This window comes from Erwinia sp. LJJL01 (assembly GCF_047300805.2).
GTDB lineage: Bacteria > Pseudomonadota > Gammaproteobacteria > Enterobacterales > Enterobacteriaceae > Erwinia > Erwinia aphidicola.
This window is the reverse complement of the sequence record NZ_CP178576.1, coordinates 26727-42190: the sequence shown is the minus strand read 5'-3', so window position 1 is coordinate 42190 and position 15464 is coordinate 26727. Positions and strand designations below refer to the sequence as shown.

The 15464-nt window shown below is 57.4% G+C and carries 11 protein-coding genes, 1 tRNA gene and 2 pseudogenes; 4 read left to right on the top strand and 10 right to left on the bottom strand.

What is annotated here, in order from left to right; all coding sequences use genetic code 11:
* Positions 1–126: 126 nt before the first annotated feature.
* A complete protein-coding gene (locus tag ACLI4M_RS01095) occupies positions 127–2490 on the top strand; it encodes a membrane-bound PQQ-dependent dehydrogenase, glucose/quinate/shikimate family (protein WP_133623343.1) in 2364 nt (787 codons plus the stop codon).
* Positions 2491–2686: 196 nt separating this feature from the next.
* On the opposite strand, the gene pyk is transcribed toward ACLI4M_RS01095, so the two are convergent.
* The 5 genes from pyk to ACLI4M_RS01070 form a co-directional block, all read right to left on the bottom strand.
* Positions 2687–4129 (bottom strand): pyruvate kinase, encoded by a 1443-nt coding sequence (gene pyk, locus ACLI4M_RS01090; RefSeq protein ID WP_133623344.1) that lies wholly within the window; start codon positions 4127–4129, stop codon positions 2687–2689.
* A gap of 208 nt (positions 4130–4337) precedes the next feature.
* A complete protein-coding gene (locus tag ACLI4M_RS01085; protein WP_413449766.1) occupies positions 4338–5132 on the bottom strand; it encodes an inositol monophosphatase family protein in 795 nt (264 codons plus the stop codon).
* A 17-nt stretch (positions 5133–5149) separates the two neighbouring features.
* Positions 5150–6211 (bottom strand): ABC transporter ATP-binding protein, encoded by a 1062-nt coding sequence (locus ACLI4M_RS01080; protein ID WP_048918274.1) that lies wholly within the window; start codon positions 6209–6211, stop codon positions 5150–5152.
* Positions 6208–8439, bottom strand: a complete 2232-nt coding sequence (locus ACLI4M_RS01075) for an ABC transporter permease (RefSeq protein ID WP_133623346.1) — start codon at positions 8437–8439, stop codon at positions 6208–6210. Before ACLI4M_RS01075 ends, ACLI4M_RS01080 begins: the two co-directional genes overlap by 4 nt.
* Before the next feature lie 14 nt (positions 8440–8453).
* Positions 8454–9482: an ABC transporter substrate-binding protein gene (locus ACLI4M_RS01070; RefSeq protein WP_048918276.1), complete on the bottom strand. Its 1029-nt coding sequence runs from the start codon at positions 9480–9482 to the stop codon at positions 8454–8456.
* Between the two features lie 233 nt (positions 9483–9715).
* Here ACLI4M_RS01070 and ACLI4M_RS01065 point away from each other — a divergent pair.
* Both ACLI4M_RS01065 and ACLI4M_RS01060 read left to right on the top strand, forming a co-directional pair.
* Positions 9716–10755: pseudogene (locus tag ACLI4M_RS01065) on the top strand (LacI family DNA-binding transcriptional regulator).
* Between the two features lie 4 nt (positions 10756–10759).
* Positions 10760–10945, top strand: coding sequence for a hypothetical protein (locus tag ACLI4M_RS01060; RefSeq protein ID WP_413449765.1), 186 nt, complete (start codon positions 10760–10762; stop codon positions 10943–10945).
* 60 nt (positions 10946–11005) lie between these two features.
* Here the strand turns inward: ACLI4M_RS01060 and ACLI4M_RS01055 are convergent.
* Positions 11006–11081 (bottom strand) — tRNA-Asn (locus ACLI4M_RS01055).
* 439 nt (positions 11082–11520) lie between these two features.
* Between ACLI4M_RS01055 and ACLI4M_RS01050 the strand changes: the two are divergent.
* Positions 11521–11788, top strand: a pseudogene (locus ACLI4M_RS01050) (SymE family type I addiction module toxin); the annotation flags it as partial.
* Positions 11789–11922: 134 nt separating this feature from the next.
* Here the strand turns inward: ACLI4M_RS01050 and ACLI4M_RS01045 are convergent.
* The 4 genes from ACLI4M_RS01045 to ACLI4M_RS01030 all read right to left on the bottom strand — a co-directional run bounded on the left by ACLI4M_RS01045 (position 11923) and on the right by ACLI4M_RS01030 (position 15401).
* The gene (locus tag ACLI4M_RS01045; protein WP_133623348.1) at positions 11923–12276 is read right to left on the bottom strand and encodes a hypothetical protein; all 354 of its coding nucleotides are present in this window, start codon (positions 12274–12276) and stop codon (positions 11923–11925) included.
* Entirely contained in the window at positions 12269–13597 is a 1329-nt protein-coding gene (locus tag ACLI4M_RS01040) for a VENN motif pre-toxin domain-containing protein (protein WP_366521321.1), read from the bottom strand. Before ACLI4M_RS01040 ends, ACLI4M_RS01045 begins: the two co-directional genes overlap by 8 nt.
* 407 nt (positions 13598–14004) lie before the next feature.
* Positions 14005–14466, bottom strand: coding sequence for an immunity 42 family protein (locus tag ACLI4M_RS01035; RefSeq protein WP_133623349.1), 462 nt, complete (start codon positions 14464–14466; stop codon positions 14005–14007).
* Positions 14463–15401, bottom strand: coding sequence for a DUF6862 domain-containing protein (locus ACLI4M_RS01030; RefSeq protein ID WP_432759792.1), 939 nt, complete (start codon positions 15399–15401; stop codon positions 14463–14465). The genes ACLI4M_RS01035 and ACLI4M_RS01030 overlap by 4 nt, the downstream gene beginning before the upstream one ends.
* Positions 15402–15464: the final 63 nt, after the last annotated feature.

Here is a 15464-nt window from a genome sequence, read left to right as displayed (position 1 = left end):
CGGTGGTTATTCCTGCGATCTAAAATCCGTTTGGGTTTTTATCAGATTTTTTTAGTTAATTTAATGTATAGTGCATGTAATTATTTGTCAGAAAATAATTACGTTGATTAACACTAAGGGATACCAATGCTTAACAAACTCACCGGTATTGTCATCGCGGTCATTGCAATCGCTATGCTGTACATGGGCGCCCAACTCCTGATGCTGGGAGGGTCGCCATTCTATGTGATTATCGGGGTTGGCCTGTTGGCTACCGCTATCACACTGTTTATGAACAAAAAAATTGCGCTTTCCATCTATGCCGTGCTGATGTGGCTGGTGGTCGCGTGGTCAATTTATGAAGTCGGCTTCGACAAATGGCAGTGGATCCCACGGGGGGATATCATTGGTGTGATCGGCCTTTGGCTGGTGATGCCGTGGGTGGTTCGCCCGCTGTATAAAGCTGAAAAACGCCGCTTCCATCCGTTCCTCGGTACCACCCTGGTGCTGATTATCGCGCTGGTAGTGGGGATGATGTTCTATGACCCGTATCCGAAAGCGGGCACCATCACCACCCAGCGTCAGGGCAGCAGTACCGAGGTGGCAGGCAGTGACTGGTCAGCCTACGGCGGGACCAGCAATGGCCTGCGCTTCTCCGACCTCAAGCAGATCACCCGCGATAACGTCAGCAACCTGCAGGTGGCCTGGACTTATCATACCGGCGATCTGCGCGCCAGCGATGATGCTTCCGAATACACCTTTGAAGCGACCCCGCTGAAGGTTAACAACAGCGTCTATTTCTGTACGCCGCACAATGAAATTCACGCGCTGAACCCGGAAACCGGGGCGCTGAAATGGAAATATCAGCCGAAGAAAGAGGCTTCTTACCTGCAACAGCACCAGACCTGTCGCGGCGTGAGCTATTACGACGGCGGCCAGCAGGCCCAGGCAGACACCGGCGCGGCCAGCCCAGCTATCTGCCGCAAGCGTATCTTTAACGCCAGCAACGATGCCAAACTGATCGCGCTGGATGCCGATACCGGTAAACTGTGTGCCGACTTCGGCAACAACGGCGTGGTCGATCTGCATGCCAATATGGGTACCGTGCGCCCGCATGCGCTGATGCAGACTGCGGCACCGCTGGTAGCCGGCAATCTGGTGATTGTCGGGGGGTCGGTGATGGATAACGGCTTCAACAGCGGTAATCCGTCTGGCGTGATCCGCGCTTACGATGCCACTTCCGGTCGCCTGGTGTGGAACTTTGATCCGGCTAACCCGGAAAACACTCAGCCGATTGCGGCTGACGCCACCTATCCGCAGGATACGCCGGTAGCATGGGCCACGCTGAGCGCTGACCTGAAAAATGGCCTGGTGTACGTTCCATTTGGTAATGCCTCCCCGGATGAAGTGGGGATTGAGCGTAATGCCGACAGCAACACCGAGAAGTTCCGCGACACGCTGGTGGCGCTGGATCTGAAAACCGGTGCCTTTAAATGGCGTTTCCAGTCATCGAAGCATGACCTTTGGGACCGCGATAATCCATCACAGCCGTCGCTGCTGGATATTGATTACCAGGGCAAGAAACAGCCGGTGGTGATCCTGCCGACCAAAACCGGCAACCTGTTTGTGCTTAATCGTCTGACCGGTGAGGCGGTGTATCCGATCAATCAGAAAGACGTTTCTACTAAAGGTATTGCTGGCGAGAAGTATTCGCCAACGCAGCCGGTCTCCGCGCTGAACTTTATTCCGCAGCCGCTGAGCGAAAAATCAATGTGGGGCATCACGCCGTTCGACCAGATGGCCTGCCGCATCGACTTTAAATCCCTGCGCTACGACGGCAACCCGTGGACGCCAGCGACCGAAGGCGGTTCGATTGTCTTCCCAGGCAATATCGGGGTGTTTAACTGGGGCTCGGTGGCGGTTGACCCTGAGCGCCAGATCCTGATCGCTTCGCCGGTACGCCTGGCCTATAAGTACAACCTGATCAAACGTAACGCGGAAAATGCTAAACAGCGCCTGTTCACCAAGGACGGCACGCCGTACTGGAATGAGAACTTTGACGGCGATTATGCCATTCATATTCAGCAGCTCTCCTCCAGCCTGGGGATCCCGTGCATCGCGCCACCGTGGGGCCGTATGGTGGGCGTTGACCTGTCTACCGGTAAAACCGAGTGGATGCGCCGCGTAGGTACCACTAAAAATCTGAAAACCTCGTTCCTGCCGGGCCGTTTCCCAATCGGTTTCCCGATGGGGATGGTGGCGCACGGTGGTCCGTTAACCACGGCGGGTGATGTGGTGTTCCATGGCGCAACGGCGGATAACTTCTTCCGCGCCTATGACATTAACAGCGGCGAGCTGCTGTGGCAGACCGAGCTGCCAGCGGGTGGGCAGGCGACGCCTTCTACCTATATGGGCAGCGACAACAAGCAGTACGTGGTGATTGCGGCCGGTGGTCACGGTTCGCTGGGCACCAAAGAGGGTGATGCCGTGGTGGCGTACCGTCTGAAGTAAGCGGGATGTGGCTGGCTGACCGAAAAAGAGGGTCAGCCACTACTAAAAACCGTAGGGGTCGACCCTCTTTTCCGGTCGACCCGTGCCGCGGATTTGCGCCATTCGTATTGAAGACCCTCTTTTCCGGTCGACCCGTGCCGCGGATTTGCGCCATTCGTATTGAAGACGCTCTTTTCCGGTCGCCCCTTATTTTGCGCTAATCGACGATACAAATCCGGCAGGTATTCGCGCTGCCAATCAGCCCCACGCTGTCCCCCTGCGACAGCACCACCAGATCCCCCGAACTGAGATAACCCGCTTCCCGCAGCAGCGCGATCGCATCCTGCGCCGACTCCACGCCCTCCGCATGGCCGTTAAACAGCACCGGCGTCACCCCGCGGTACAGCGTGGTGAGGTTAAGCGTGGACTGATGGCGGGAGAGGGCGAAAATCGGCAGGCGTGAGGTAATGCGCGACATCATGCGCGCGGTGCGCCCGGATTCGGTCATGGCGATCACCGCTTTTACCCCGGTCAGATGGTTGGCGGCATACATTGCCGACATCGCCGTCATCTCTTCAATGTTATCGAACTGCACCTCAAGGCGATGCTTCGACACCGTGACGCTCGGCACGCGTTCCGCCCCCAGGCAGACGCCGTGCATGGCGGCGACCGCTTCTGCCGGGAAGCTGCCGGCGGCGGTTTCGGCAGAGAGCATCACCGCATCGGTGCCGTCAAGTACCGCATTTGCCACGTCCATCACTTCGGCGCGGGTCGGCAGCGGATTGGTGATCATCGACTCCATCATCTGCGTGGCGGTGATCACCACGCGGTTGAGCTGGCGCGAGCGGGCAATCAGGCGCTTTTGCACCGCCACCAGCGCAGCATCGCCAATCTCAACGCCGAGATCGCCACGCGCCACCATAATCACGTCGGAGGCGAGGATCATGTCGTCCATGCTCTCCGGCGTGGCTACCACTTCTGCGCGCTCAACCTTTGCCACAATCAGCGCGCGGCAGCCCGCTTCCTGCGCCAGCCTGCGCGCGTAGCGCAGGTCTTCACCGCTGCGCGGGAAGGAGACGGCAAGATAGTCGACGTTCATCGCGGCGGCGGTCACAATATCCGCCTTATCTTTTTCGGTTAGCGCCTCCGCAGACAGCCCGCCGCCGAGCTTGTTGACGCCTTTATTATTCGACAGCACGCCGCCCACCGTGACAACGGTGTGGATGGCGGCCCCGGCAATGCTCATCACGCGCAGCTGGATGCGGCCATCGTCGAGCAGCAGAATATCGCCCGGCACCACATCCTCCGGCAGCGCTTTATAATCAATGCCAACGCGCTGATTGTCACCCAGCCCCTTTTCCAGCCAGGCATCCAGAATAAACGGCTCGCCGACCGTCAGCAGCGCTTTGCCCTCCTTAAAGGTCGATACGCGGATTTTCGGCCCCTGCAAATCGCCGAGGATCGCCACCTGGCGGCCAAGACGCTGCGCCACGTCGCGCACGCGCTGCGCCCGGGCAATATGGTCGGCGGCGCTGCCGTGGGAGAAGTTAAGCCGGACCACATTCGCCCCGGCCCTGATGATTTTTTCTAAGTTGTTATCGCGGTCGGTTGCCGGCCCCAGGGTGGCAACAATTTTAGTGCGTCTTAATACGTCAGACATGATCACGTCCTTATTAACATTCACGTTGAAAAAGAAGCAGAGTGAGACAATTGTTTTATTTAATGCTGCATAGTGTACGGACGCAGATCAATATAGTGGAGAACGGTGGCCTTTCTTTTACCGTAAATGGATTTACGGTAAATGCATTGAGGTGGCGAGAACGTGATGTAGGGGCGGACCGCTGTTTCTGGTCCGCCCGCAGTGAGGATCAAAGCTGGGCGATGCGCAGTAAATCCTCTCTGGCGCCGGGTGCTACTGCCAGCACAGGGCCGCCGCGCAGCAGGTTTTCGCCGTCGGTGTTAAACGGATGTACCCAGCCGCCCGCCTCGCTCACCAGGCAGTAGCCCGCCAGGCAGTCCCAGGCGTGCATATGGGGTTCGTAATAGCCGACCAGGCGCCCGGCTGCGACATAGGCCAGCATCATCGCGCCGGAACCGTTGCGGAAGAAGTTGCCGCCGACGGCGGTAATGGCAGCGACAATCTCGCCGACGCGCTGCGGCGTAACGTAGCTGTTAGCGCCAAAGCCGGTGACGTGATTCTGCATGGTGCGCGCCGGGTCGACCTTCAGCGGCTTGCCGTTCAGGGTCGCGCCCTGGCCGCGTGCCGAGACAAAGCACTCCTGCTGGCACGGTGCCATAATTACGCCGATTACCGGCTCGCCCTGATAGATCACCGCCACCGATACGCACCAGTTCGGCATGCCATTAACGAACGGGCTGGTGCCGTCAATCGGGTCCACCACCCAGCTGTAGCCGGAGCTGCCCGGCAGCAGGCCATACTCCTCGCCGAGGAATCCGTCCTGCGGGAAGCGCTCTGCGGTCTGCTCGCGGATCAGCAGCTCCACCTCGCGGTCGGCAATCGACACCACGTCCTGCGCATCGCGCTTGGTTTCAATCACCAGGCTGTCGCGGCGGTTAAAATAGTCCAGCGCTTTTACGCCGGCCTGGCGCGCGACCTGCTCGGCCAGCGCCAGGCGCTGCAAAATCTCGTCACTCATGGTCATTCCTTATTAAAGCGGGATCACTGCGCAATCAGCGCCAGCCCCTGAGGTTTAAAATCTACGGATACCGCTGTGGCGGGCGCCAGCTGGCGCTCCATCTGCACATCGATAACAAACAGCGCGCCAAGCTCGGTCTGCACTTCATATTCGATGTGATCGCCCAGCCAGGTGCTGTGGGTCACTTCCCCGTTCAGCGCACCGGGCTGGTCGGCGTGCAGCGTAATAAACTTTGGCCGCACCGACAGCTGTGCTGCCCCTGGTCGCGCCTGCATGCCGGGCACGCGGTAAGTGCGACTGCCGAGAACGATCAGCGCTTCGCCGCCTTCCACCCGCTCTACGGCGCAGGGCAGGATATTTGCCTCGCCCATAAAATCGGCGATAAACACCGAGGCAGGGGAGTGGTACAGCGCCTGCGGTGCGCCCTGCTGGGCAATATGCCCCTCTTTCATGACAATTATCTTATCGGAGACCGCCAGCGCTTCCTCCTGATCGTGCGTGACGTACACGGCGGTAAAGCCGAGGCGCTGCTGCAGATCGCGGATCTCAGTGCGCACGCGGCGGCGCAGGCGTTCATCCAGGTTAGATAACGGCTCGTCAAGCAGCAGCACCTGCGGCTCCAGCACCAGCGCGCGCGCCACGGCAATACGCTGCTGCTGCCCGCCCGAGAGTTCGGCAGGCAGGCGCTGGCCCATGGTCTCCAGCCCGACCAGCTTCAGCCCTTCACGCGCCCGGTCCTGCGCCTCCTTACGACTCAAGCCGCTGGCGCTGAGGCCGTACATCACGTTATCCAGCGCATTCATATGCGGGAACAGCGCGTAGGACTGAAACACCATCGCCACATCGCGCTCGTTGGCGGGCAGATGGGTGACGTCCTTGCCGCCGATCAGGATGCGCCCGGACGTCGGGTGCTCCAGCCCGGCCAGCAGACGCAGGGTAGTGGTTTTGCCGCAGCCGCTGGGGCCGAGCAGCGTCACCAGCGTACCCGGCTCGACGGTGAGCGACAGGTCGGGCAGGGCGGTAAAGCCGGCGAACTGTTTACTGACGTTTTCAAACACCACGGAACCGGTTTTGATGGCGGTCATACGGCACTCTCCTGAGATAAAGTGGTTGGAACCGCGGCGACAGGCGCCGTGGCCACGCGATTAGTGCGGCGCAGGCGGCGTTCACCGACCAGCAGCTGGAAGGTGAGGATCACCGCCAGCATCACCACGATAAGCACCGAGGAGTAAGCGATAGCCACGCCGTATTCCCCATTTTCCACCAGCCCGACAATATAGGAGGTGGCCATGTTGTACTGGGCGCTGACGAGGAAGATCACCGCGCTGATCGAGGTGATAGCACGCACAAAGGCATACACCAGCGCGGCGCTGATCGCCGGCTTCAGCAGCGGCAGGATCACCTTACGCAGGGTGCGGAAGCTGCTGGCACCGAGCGTGAGGGAGGCTTCATCCAGGCTGCGGTCCAGCTGGCTCATGGCGGCAATCCCGCCGCGCACGCCAACCGGCATATTGCGGAACACAAAGCAGGCGACGAGGATCAGTGCCGTGCCGGTGATCTCCAGCGGCGGCAGGTTGTAGGCCATGATGTAGCTGACCCCGATCACCGTGCCGGGAATGGCAAAGCTCAGCATCAGCATAAACTCGAAGGTCTGGCGCCCGGCAAACTTCTGCCGCACGATCAGCCACGCGGTCAGCAGGCCAACTATTGCCGTAAGCGGGGCGGCAATCAGCGAAATTTCCATCGTAGTCCAGAACGAGTTCCACGCCACGCCGGTCCAGACAATCTGCCCTTCATTCCAGTGGAAGCCGAAGGCACGGGCGTAGTGCGCCAGCGTCAGGCTGCTGTCCAGCCCCCACGACTGCACAAAGCCGCCAATCAAAATCATGCCGTAGACCACCAGCGTGAACAGGCCCCACGGGATCACCAGCGCATAAACCCCGTAGCGCAGCGCGCGCGGCAGCCCGCAGTGCTGGCCGGAATCGCCTTTGCCGGTGACGGTGGCGAAGTTTTTCCCCGCCAGCCACAGGCGCTGCAGAATAAAGGCGCTGAGGGTGAAGCACAGCAGGATAATCGCCAGCACCGCCGCGCGGCTCGGGTCATTCTGCGCGCCGACCACCGAGAAGAAGATCTCCGTCGACAGTACGCCGTGACTGCCGCCCAGCACCATTGGGTTGCCGAAGTCCGCCATGCTCTCGATAAAGCTGATGAGAAATGCGTTTGCCAGCCCCGGCGCCATCAGCGGTAGCGATACCGAGCGGAAGGTGCGCCAGCGGTTAGCGCGCAGGGTCTGCGACGCTTCCTCCAGCGACGGGCTGACGCCCTCGACCACGCCGATCAGCACCAGGAAGGCGATAGGCGTAAACGAAAGCACCTGCGCAATCCAGATCCCGGTCAGGCCATACAGCCAGCGGCCGGGTTCAATGCCGAACAGCGAGGAGAGCAGCTCGGTAACCACCCCGGCGCGGCCAAACAGCAGCATCAGCGCCAGGCCAATCACAAACGGCGGCGTGATGATCGGCAGCACGGTCAGCAGGCGCAGCCCCTTTTTGAACGGCAGCGGCGTGCGCGTCGCGGCCAGCGCAAACGCCAGCCCCAGCAGCGTGGATCCGCTGGCGGTCATCAGCGCCAGCCACAGCGTGCGCCATGCGGTGCCGCAGCTGCCGCCGCTCAGGCAGCCCAGGCTCCAGATCGCCGGATCCTGAATATTAGCGATCATGCCGTCGGGTTTAAACGAGCCGTCTATATCCTGTACCGAGGCGACAAACATGCTCAGCACCGGGTAGAGCACGAAGGTAGTGACCAGCGCCACCAGCAGCACAATGGCCGCAACAACAAAGGCATCGCCCTTTAGCACGCCGCGCTCGGCCAGCGCAAAGGAGAACAGCAGCAGGAAAGTGGTCAGCAGCAGGATCGCCCCGGCGCCAAACGCCGGCTGGCCGTCGCTCAGCGCGCCGAAGAGCTGCTCGCTCCACTGCCAGTTCCAGCCGCTGTAGCCGATGGCGTGACCCTCAAACAGCAGGAACAGCACGCCGGCCGCGCTGGCCCCCAGCAGCACGCCCGAGCGCAGCGTGCCGATGTGCAGCAGGCGGCCCAGCGCGCACAGCACCAGCATCAACACAGCCACGGCCAGCCACGGGCGGCCGAATAGCGCGATTTGCCACAGCGCCGGAGCGCTTTCGCCCTCCTGCCACAGCGTGGTCAGCCAGCCGAAGTCGAAGAATCCGGCTTCGAGGCTGTACCAGGGCAGCAGCAGAATTGCCAGTGCGCCCAGCAGTAAAGCCCCGTCGAGGCGGCGGTTTTGAGCATTCATCTTCACCTCGACAGTTATTGGGCGCTGGCGCCGATCTCTTTATCCCAGCGGCTGAGCAGCGCTTTGCGTTTTGCCGAGTCGCCGTAGGTTTTAAAGTCGTAATCGATCAGCTTGATGTTCTCAAAGCGCGGCGCATATTCGGAGATGGCGGCGTTTTTATTCGATGGCAGCTGGAAGGATTTGGCATCTTTCATATGCGACTGCGCTTCCGCGCTCAGCGCCCAGTCGTACCACACTTTGGCACTGGCGAGGTTGCGGGCGCCTTTCACAATCGACATCGAGCCAATCTCATAGCCGGTGCCTTCGCACGGTGCCACGGCCTTGATCGGGAAGCCATCGACCTGCATCGCCACCGCGTCATGCATAAACACGATGCCGATGGTGGTTTCGCCACGCGCCGCGGCTTTCACCGGGGCCGAGCCGGATTTGGTGTACTGGGAGATATTGGCGTTAAGCTTTTTCAGGTAGTCGAAGGCTTTCTCTTCGCCCATGATCTGCACCAGGGTGGCGAGGGTGTTATAGGCGGTGCCGGACGAGTTCGGGTTTGCCATCTGGATTTCGCCCTTGTACGACGGGTCGAGCAGATCGGCCCAGCAGGCCGGGGCTTTTAATTTCTTATCCGCGACCAGTTTCGTGTTGTAGCCCCAGCCAAGCGCTCCGGCATACACGCCGATGGTGCGATATCCGGCGCTTTCGGCCTGCTTGCGTGCCCAGTCCTGCTGCTGGTCAAGCAGCGGAGATTTGTACACCTGGGTTAAGCCCTCATCCGCCGCCTGCATGTGCGGGTCGCCGGTGCCTGCCCACCAGATATCGGTACGCGGGTTGCGGGCTTCAGTGCGAATGCGGGCATAGGCTTCGCCAGCGGAGAGGCGCACCATGCTGACCTTGATATCCGGGTGCTGTTTTTCAAACAGGTTGGTCATTTGCTCACAAACCACGACATCCGCGGAGCAGATCATATTCAGCTTTCCGGCGGCACAGGCGGGCAGGGCAGAGAGCGTGGTAGCGGCAGCAATAGCGGCCATCAGAGTGACGCGATGCATGGTGTTCTCCTTGGTTGTGTAGGGTAGCGATACGTTGTCGCCAGGTTTTTATGCACGCGGTTTTTTGCACGTGTGTGCAAAGGAATAATGATTAATAATTGCGCTGTCAATCGCGCTGATACGCAACTCCACGGCCATGTCACAAAAATGAAACAATTGTCTAACAAATTTATTTGCACAGCCTTGCAAAGTGCGACAGACTCTCTGGCGTACAGTGATCAGGCGGAAGAGATATGGCGGTGGAGAAAACGGTAGTCAGTGCGCAGGACGTGGCGGAGCTGGCCGGGGTATCCCGTTCGGCGGTGTCGCGCACCTTTACGCCGGGGGCCAGCGTGTCGGCGGCAACGCGCAAGCGGGTGATGGCAGCGGCGGAAGCGCTGGGTTATCACGTCAATCATCTGGCGCGCGGGCTGGTGCGCAACCGCAGCGGCATTGTCTGCCTGATTGTCTCCGAACTGGCCACGCCATATCGCGCCAGCCTGGTGCGGCTGGTGACGCAGCACCTGCAGGAAGCGGGCAAAATCGCCATGCTGATCAACACCGATCGTTCCGATGACAGCGTCTCCCAGGCGCTGCAGCAGGCGATCAATTACCGCGCCGATGCGTCTTTTGTCCTCTCCGGAATGCCGGAGAGCGCCATTGCCCGCCTGTGCCACAAGCACGGCCAGCGGCTGGTGCTGATCAACCGCAACGACGCGCTGCCCGGATCGCTCAGTATCAATCTGGATAATGAAGAGGCCGCCAGCCGGGTGGTGATGGCGTTTGCCCGGGCGGGCTGCAAGAAGCTGGCCTTTGCCAACTCGCTGGCGGGCACCCCAAGCCTGATGGCGCGCGAGCGCGGATTTTTACAGGCGGCGCAAGCGGCCGGGCTGAGCGTCAGCGTTGAGCGCTTCGGCACTACCTCCTATGAGAGCGGGCAGATCCTCGCACATCGCCTGTTGACCCGACGCGAGCGTCCGGATGCGGTGTTCTGCGTTACCGATCTGCTGGCCTGCGGCTTTATGGATGAGGCGCGTCACCGCTTTTCCCTGCGCATCCCCAAGGATCTCTGCGTGGCGGGCTACGACGATATTCCGCAGGCTGCCTGGTCCTCCTATCATCTCACCACCTTCGCACAGCCGGTCGAGCAGTTCGCCCGTGACGCGGTGCAGTGGCTGATTGCTGAAGAGCAGAAGGAAGGGGAGTTACCTCCCCCCCTGGGCTGGAGATGCCCGGCGAAACGCGGCTCTATCATGCCGATTTTATCTGGAGAGGGACGGTGCGTGGGGGCTAGGGTGATGGCGACGCTTATTTTTAACCACTTTGCGCTCATGCTCGCAAAGTCATGCAAACAAATGTCTGTTACCTCGAAACCCCCGAACACGCCTCCAACTTCTCTCAAACGCGATGTTGAGGCAGCGGGTGGCAAGCTGCGGCTTGATGTAGAACTGCCGGACGGCTCCCATTTTGGCTTTGCGTTATAAACAATTCCTGCTGAAAACAAAAAGCCCGCTCAGGTTTCCCCGAGCGGGCTTCTCTAAATATGGCTCCTCTGACTGGACTCGAACCAGTGACATACGGATTAACAGTCCGCCGTTCTACCGACTGAACTACAGAGGAATCGTTTGAACGGGGCGCATAATAATCATGGCAGGGAGGTGTGTCAACGTTAAATATTCTCCAGGAGCATGCTGCCGGCCATGCTGGTCAGAAGATTATTATCCGCCGTACCACTGGAGCTCAGCGAGCAATCGCTGTGCCTGGCTATAGGTAGATTTTTCGACGTCTATTCCAAACTATTTACTGTTTCGCATTATTGCGGTCGCTGTCCTGCGGGTAGCTTCTGGTATCCGATAAGTATTCAACAATGGAAAAAAAAGAGGCGTAAACGTTGATAAAAAATGTTAAGAGCCTCCACAGTTTTCTGATTTTTTAGCGGGTTTCATAAATCAAAGAGTTAAACAGTCATTACCAGGGAAGGGCAGGGTACAGCATCAGCTGCACCAGCACGCGCCACCCCAAAACCAGAAGCAGCGCGGCACGCTACACCTACAGCCCCAGCATTAACCTCAAGGGCGACTGGCTGGAACAGGCGGGGTTTGATACCGGGGATGCCGATTAAGATCCGGGTGATGCCCGACTGTATCGTGATCACCACCCAGGACACCCGCGAACTGTGGGGCTGCATCGAGGGCCTGAGCGTGGTGCCGATTAACCGCAGGAAGGTGGCGCAGTGGCTGAAGGAATTCCCGGGGGCGTTACACAACACCTGTGACGTGCCGAAGTTTAAACGTAACAGCGGGTATCATTGTCGGGAGCTGAAATAGTGGGATATCCCGCCTGATAGCAGCTGCAAATAGCAGAGTTTATCCGCAAGATTGTCCGGCCGAAGAAGCGGGCGGCTAAAGGGTAACTGACTGAGTATAAAGTAAAATCCCGGTCTGATGGCCGGGATTTATTATTACTTAATCGGATGATTGTAATGTTCAGGTATTCGATAATCCTCTGGAATTTCTGGCCAGTTAAAACGTTCAGTCCAACCAATCATTTCAATATCATCATATATATCGTTGAAAAAATTCCGCAAATTCATTGAATGAATTCTAGACATAATCAATGCTGCCTGAACAGCAATCATATCTTTCTCATCTAATGCTTTTCTTAGCACCAATGATATTTTTTCTAATTTTTCCAACTCACTACATAATTCTTCATCTAAGTTTAATGAGTAATCAACAGAAAGTTCGTCTTCACGAATGTTGCAAACTTTTGCCACATCAGATAACGCCTCTTTAATGTAATTTAATTTAGTCAATTTTCAGTTTCCTCCCTTGCCCAGCTTTGGTTTTATCAAAATTAACCGAGCCATCCAAGTTAAGAACAGCCTTGAAATTACCATTTTTATCAAACACTTCTAAATGATCTTTATGTTTAGCATCAAGGTATAACTGGTCGCCTTTCTTTATCGTATCACCAGTTTTATTTTGAGCTTGGTAAATGCTCTGTCCTTGATATTGCTTCGCGGTTTTCCTTGTGACATCTTTAATATCACTACCAAATCCTGACTTTTTCAGAAGTTCGCTCATATTCCCAACAGCCCCGGCATTAGGGACGTGTGGAACTTTCTTACTTGGCAGGATAATACTTGCCACCATCCCGCCTGTGGCTTCCAGCGCCGCCTGATTCCCTTCAGACGCTTGTTTGATGGTGTCGGCGACTGCTGACCAGGTTTCGCTTTGCATCAGCGCCTTAACGCTGTCTGCTACCGCCTGATTCTTCCCGGCCAGATCATTAAGAGCTGTACCACAGTAACTGTCACCGGCTGCACATGACGCCAGCGCCATCGCTGCATCAGCAGCGTAATCCGCCCCACCCAGTGCCGCATCACCCGTATCAGCCAGGGCATTGATAATCCCGTTCGCGATGGAGGAGGTTGTACCGTTGCCCAGCTTATCCCGGACCTGATCTTTCCAGTGTTCAGCGCTCTGCTTAACCGATTCGCGGGCTTTATCCCCGCTCAGTGAGTTATTCTCCACCGCATTCTTGCCCGCCTGAGCGGCCGTCACAGCACCGCCAGTATCGCCCGTTGCCAGGCCGCCTGCAAGCCCTGCGGCCAGCTGGCTCAGCGCGCTGACCTGCTGTTTCTCGCTTTCGCTCAGCTGGTCTGTCGTCTTGCCCGGGAACAGCTGCCCGGCGATGTAGCGCGCCGCCAGCTCGCCGCCGCCGGCGCCCAGCCCGCCGGCCACGGCCGACTGGTGGTTCAGCTGCGCCGTGACCGCGCCCAGCACCGCGTGCGCCATCGCGTTGCTGGCCACGTCCACCTTGCCGGTCAGCGGGTTGGTGGTCAGCTTCTTGATTTCCGTCGCCAGATACGGCGATGCGCCGCTCGCCAGCGCCCCGGCCAGGTTGTTGCCCGCCAGCGCCGTCAGCGCGCCCGTTACCGCCTGCGCCGCCTTCTGCAGGTCGCTGCCGGTGCCGTACTGCCGCATCGCGTTGTTATAGGCGCGCTGCAGCACGTCCGACTCGCGGAACGGTTTGTCGTCCTTCTCCAGCTGCTCCCGCGCCTGCGCCAGCGCCGCCGGGTCGGTCTGCGCCTTCAGCCCGGCGATGTCGCCCTGGGTGCGGATAACGTCCATCGCCTGACCGGCGATTTCGCCGATAAGCTGCGCCTGTTCTGCTCCTTCTTTTTGTCAAATATCGTATTCAGGCTTTTCGCCGCATGCGCCATATCCCGGCTCAACGTACACTCGTCCTGCTTATGTATTGTGCGAAGAAGGTTCGCGCGTTGAAGCGGGACTTCGCTGTAAAGATTTGCGGGACGGTTGCGCATAATACCCGTACATTATGTTGAACGGACGTTCGACCAGCAGCATGAACGCAGAGAACGCCACCGCTTAGCGCTGGACGGGCGGCCGTTTACCCCCGCGTATACGGGACACGATTAAGGCAGATCGACGCAGGGACGCGGCGCTCTGCCGCACAGTGAACAACACGACTCACAGAGAACCGCCTAACATTCCCGGATCGAAGTCCGGGATTAATTTTATAAAGATGTCTGTCTTAACTGATTGATTACACTAAGTACAGTTCCCGCAGGCAACATTGTTTCATTAATTTCATCCCCATAATTAGTGCTCCATATTAATTTGTCACCAATGCTTGTTTTTAGAAAGTAAAGATAGAAGCCATTATCCCCCATTGGAGTGCATGTCATATCAAACAGCCCATCAATTAACTCTTCACTATCACCTAAGAAGTAATCTGTGGCGTTGCTATAAAGAATTCTTGCATCAATAGAAGCATCATTAACATTTAAACTTTCAATTGGTGCTTTAGAGTAGAAACTAAATGTTGTCGTTAATTCAAAAACATCCACGACATTAAAAATCACACGCCCATCAATACACAGTGAAAAAAGTCCATTTTTCCAAATGTCATTGGGTGTACTCCATTCATCAACCACATCAAATTGTAGAGATAAACAAAAAGGATCGCCGTAAATCATTTTATTCTTACTCCCAACTGTTTCTGAACAGCATTCGGTATTTGACCGCTTGTTAACGCATTCTTATCCCCGGTACTCCCATTCCAGTGATACTGCCCATTTGTACCTTCAAATCGATGAACATTGCCTTGACTATCGACGGCAAAACGAACCTCTTTATTAGGGTATTGTTTCGGGCTGGGGATTGAATGCTCAAATAGGCTAAGGGAATCTTTAGGCTCGATTCCTGCATTTGGCCTGTTACCCTGCTGACCTAATGTATGCTTAGGGTTAGATTTATATACTAACCCATTGCTAACCTTAATAGGTTCTGACACCGGAATTGCGCTGCTTTTTCCTGTGCTATTCCCTTTACCGCCTGCGCCCACAGACAGATGTGCACTGGATGACACTTCAGAGCCTTCACTGCCCGCATATCCCGCTCCGGGAGTGGCCGTTATCAGCCCGTCATTATTCCCCTTGGTGCTACTGGCAATGTTCTGCTTGAATTCGTCATACTTCGTCATCAGCTGCTTTAGCGTTGATGCCGCTGCGCTGCTGATTCCTGTTTTGCCGCCCTCGTTGCCTTTCAGCCCATAAAATATTCCAGCAATATCAGCTGCCTGATTGATATTTATTGCCAGCGCAAAACGGTCTTTCGCTTCCTGGTAGCTGATGTTCTGTGATTTCGCGTAACCCTCTATTGCGTAATCCCATTTATCAGCTGAGGTATTCGCCACTATCTGGCTGACTTGAGCGTAATCTTCGCGATTCAGCTCTTTATACGTCAGCCTGCCCAGATAATCGTTGTAACTGTCCTGTAGACCCTGTGCCAGAGCATTCGCATCCTGACAGGCGGGCGATGCCCGCCCCTGGGAACACGCATCCTGCACATACTGATCAACTTCGGCGTCAAGTTTGGTTAGCTGGTCGTGTCGCTCTTCCAGTGCAGCCACTTCTTCAGGCGTTCTTGGGTGCAGGGCCAGTCCGGTTTCTGACAGTGCAAGCTCAATGCTGTT